Source organism: Amnimonas aquatica (genome assembly GCF_002943415.1).
In the GTDB taxonomy this organism is placed as follows: Bacteria; Pseudomonadota; Gammaproteobacteria; order Pseudomonadales; family Moraxellaceae; genus Perlucidibaca; species Perlucidibaca aquatica_A.
In genome coordinates this window covers 1-3,815 of sequence record NZ_PTQZ01000178.1, presented here as the reverse complement: position 1 = coordinate 3,815, position 3,815 = coordinate 1, and the positions used below count along the sequence as shown (strand labels likewise).

General features: G+C 69.4%; 3 protein-coding genes and 1 pseudogene. 1 reads left to right on the top strand and 3 read right to left on the bottom strand.

The window, feature by feature from the left end; genetic code table 11:
- On the top strand, positions 1-381 hold a 381-nt coding region (locus C5O18_RS07365; protein WP_105192800.1), incomplete at its 5' end, for a rhodanese-like domain-containing protein.
- A gap of 42 nt (positions 382-423) precedes the next feature.
- Here C5O18_RS07365 and C5O18_RS07360 read toward each other — a convergent pair.
- The 3 genes and pseudogenes from C5O18_RS07360 to C5O18_RS10465 all read right to left on the bottom strand — a co-directional run.
- Positions 424-3,144, bottom strand: coding sequence for an efflux RND transporter permease subunit (locus tag C5O18_RS07360; RefSeq protein WP_478209685.1), 2,721 nt, complete (start codon positions 3,142-3,144; stop codon positions 424-426).
- Positions 3,145-3,423, bottom strand: a pseudogene (locus tag C5O18_RS11260) (efflux RND transporter permease subunit); the annotation flags it as partial.
- Positions 3,420-3,815, bottom strand: a 396-nt coding sequence (locus tag C5O18_RS10465) for a permuted SH3 domain-containing protein (protein WP_478209684.1), incomplete at its 5' end; no start/stop codon positions are given. The pseudogene C5O18_RS11260 and the gene C5O18_RS10465, both read right to left, overlap by 4 nt.

Below are 3,815 nucleotides of genomic sequence, written 5' to 3'. Positions count from 1 at the left end.
CAGGCGCTGATCGCGGCGGACCCGAAAGCCGTGCTGGTCGACAGCTACCGCGCCACCTGGCGACACGACCGCTTCATCCACGACGAGGGCCATCGCAGCATTCCCGGCAGCCTCTGGCTGGCCTACATCGGCGAGCACGAGGTCGATGCCGGCTGGCTGGACTATCTGGCGCAGCACCTGTACCAGGCCACCGGCGGCGACCCCGACCTGCCGCTGGTGTTCTTCTGCCGCTCCGACTGCTGGGCGTCCTGGAATGCCGTGCGCCGCGCCCACGGACTCGGCTACCGCAAGCTGTACTGGTACCGCGATGGCATAGACGCCTGGGAGCAGGCCGGTCTGCCGCTGGTGCCGGCCACGCCCGCCGCGCCGCTGACACCCTGAACCGGAGACGGCCGGGGCGCCAGCGGCGCGGCGGACCCGGACTCAGGTCCGGGCGATGTTGTCGGCAGCCGGCGTATCCGGCCGGACCTTGAACCAGGCGGCGTAGAGCGCCGGCACGAACAGCAGCGTCAGCGCCGTGGCCACCACCAGCCCGCCCATGATCGAGAACGCCATCGGTCCCCAGAACACGCTGCGCGACAGCGGCACCATGGCCAGGATGGCCGCCGCCGCGGTCAGCACCACCGGCCGCGAACGCCGCACCGTGGCATCCACGATGGCCTGCCAGGGCTGCATGCCCTGGCGGATGTCCTGCTCGATCTGGTCGACCAGGATCACCGAGTTGCGCATGATCATGCCGCCGAGCGCGATCACCCCGAGCAGGGCCACGAAGCCGAACGGCTGGTTGAACAGCAGCAGCGCCGGCACCACGCCGACCAGCCCCAGCGGCGCGGTCAGGAACACCATGAACATGCGCGAGAAGCTCTGCAGCTGCAGCATGAGGAAGGTCAGCATGACCAGCAGCATGACCGGGAACACCACCGCCAGCGCCTTGTTGGCCTTGGCGCTCTCCTCGATCGCCCCGCCCTGGTGGATCTGGTAGCCCGGCGGCAGGCGGTCGAGCACCGGCTGCAGCGACGGCCAGATCTGCTGGGTGGCGTACGGGCCCTGCACGCCATCGGCGAGGTCGCTGCGCACGTTCAGCACCATGTTGCGGTTGCGCCGCCACAGCACCGGCTCCTCGAACACCGGCTCCAGCGTCGCCACCTGGCTCAGCGGCACCACGCCGCCGCGCCGGGTGAACAGCGACAGGTCGCCGATGCCCTCGACCGCCAGGCGTTCCTCCGGCGTGCCGCGCACCACGATGTCGATCAGCTCCTCGCCGCGCCGGATCTGGCTCACCGGCGCGCCAGACAGCACCGTCTGCAGCAGGTCGGCAATGTCAGCGCCGGTGACGCCGAGCAGGCGCGCCTTGTCCTGGTCGATGCGCAGCTTCATGACCCGCACCTGCTCGTTCCAGTCGAGCTGGGTGTCACGCACCAGCGGGCTGCCACGCACGATATCGCGCACCTCGTAGGCGATGCGGCGCACCTCGGCGGCATCCGGCCCCATGACACGGAACTGCACCGGGAAGCCGACCGGCGGCCCGAACTCCAGGCGCAGCACGCGCCCGCGGATGGCCGGGAAGGCCTGGTCGGCCTCGAACAGGTCGATCAGGCGCCGGCGCACCGCCTCGCGTGCCTGCGTGTCATGCGTCATGACCACGAACTGGGCATAGCCCGGGTTGGGCAGCTCGGGCTGCAGCGACAGGTAGAAGCGCGGCGAGCCCTGGCCGGTGTAGGCGGTGAAATAGCTGATGTCCTTGTCCTTGGCCAGCACCTGTTCCAGGCGCTTGACCTCGTGCTGCGTGGCTTCGAAGGAAGCACCTTCCTTGAGACGCAGCTCGACCAGCAGCTCGGGCCGCGAGGCGGTCGGGAAGAACTGCTGCTGCACCAGCTTCATGCCGGCCAGCGCGACCACGAAAATGCCCGCCGTGGCCAGCAGCACGGTCTTGCGGTAGCGCACGCACCAGTCCACCCAGCGCCGCAGACGCTTGTAGACCGGCTTGTCGTAAGGGTCGTGGTGCGCGCGCGCGGCCAGGTCCTTGGGCAGCATGAGCACGCCCAGGTAGGGCGTGAAGATCACCGCCACGAACCAGGACACGATGAGCGCGATGCCGACGATCCAGAAGATGCCGCCGGCGTACTCGCCGGCGGTGGACTTGGCAAAGCCCACCGGCATGAAGCCGGCCACCGTCACCAGCGTGCCGGTGAGCATGGGGAAGGCCGTCGAGGTGTAGGCGAAGGTCGCCGCCCGGATGCGGTCCCAGCCCTGCTCCATCTTCACCACCATCATCTCCACCGCGATGATGGCGTCATCGACCAGCAGGCCGAGCGCGATGATCAGCGCCCCCAGCGAAATGCGGTCGAGGTTCCAGCCGAAGGCGTACATGATCACCGCGACTATGCCCAGCACCATGGGCACTGAGGCCGCGACCACCACGCCGGTGCGCCAGCCGAGGAAGAAGAACGACACCGCCAGCACGATGGCCAGCGCCTCCAGGAAGGCCTTCTCGAACTCCCACACCGACTCCTCGGCCACCTTCGACTGGTCGGCGTACTGCTCGAGCTCCACCCCCGCCGGCAGGTCGGCACGGATGCGCTCGACCTCGGCCGCCAGGTCGCGACCCACGGTCAGGATGTTGGCGTTGGGCACCAGGGTGACGCCGATGGCCAGCACCGGATGGCCGTTGTGGCGGATGGTGAAGCTCTGCGGATCCTCGTAGCCGCTGTAGACCCTGGCGATGTCGCCCAGGCGCAACAGCCGGCCGCCGGCCTCGATGCTGACATCGGCGACATCCGCAGCGCTGCGCAGGCTGCCGTCCAGACGCGCGAAGACACGGTCGCCGGCAGTGTCGATGGAGCCCGACGGCCGCACCTGGTTCTGCTGCGCGATGGCCTCGAACACCGCCTGCGGCGCCAGCCCCAGTGCCGCCAGCCGGCGACTGGAGAGCTCGACGTAGAGCTTCTCCGGCTGCTTGCCGAGGATATTGACCTTGTTGGTGCTGGCCACGGCCTGCAGGCGCCGCTTCACCTGCTCNTCATTGAAGAACGGGCCGCGCACGCCGGCCGGGAAATCGCCGATGTCGCCGATCTTCTTGCGCGCCTGGTACCACAGCTCCTGCAGGTGCTCGCCGGAGTTGCGCCCGTTGATGACCACGGTCATGCCGCCGTAGCCCTGGCGCGCGAAGCTCTGCACGTAGTTCAGGCCTGGCAGCTCCTGCACCGCGCGCTCCATGCGGTTGAGCACCTCGTCCTGGACCTCCTGCGCGGTGGCCCCCGGCCACACCACCACGGCGGTCATGGCCGGCACGTTGAAGTTGGGGTCTTCGAGGCGGCCGAGCTGGCGGAACGAGAATATGCCGGCCAGCAGCGATGCCAGCATCAGGAACAGGACCAGCGTGCGGTGATTGACCGCCCACGCCGACAGGTTGAAGTTCTTCATGAGCGCGGGCCCGCAGGCAGATCGAGGCCGGCACCGGTACGCTCCACCGCACGCACGCGGATGGCGGGATCCAGCTTCTGGACGCCGGCGGTCACCACCTGCATGCCGTTGTCGAGACCGGCGACCGACACCGTGTCACGCTGGAAGGCCAGCACCGTGACCGGCTGGCTGACCAGCTTGCCGGCCTCGCCGACCAGCCAGACCGAAGCTTCGCCGCCGGCCTTCACCAGCGCCGAGGCCGGCAGTACCACGCCCTTGCTCCCGCCCTGCGCGACCGCCAGCGCCACCTGCGCGGTCATGCCCAGGCGCAGCGCCGCGCGGTCGTCCGCGGACAGGTCGCGGATGGCGAAACGCGCGCGATAGGTGCGCAGCGGCTGGCTGGCCGCCGGCGA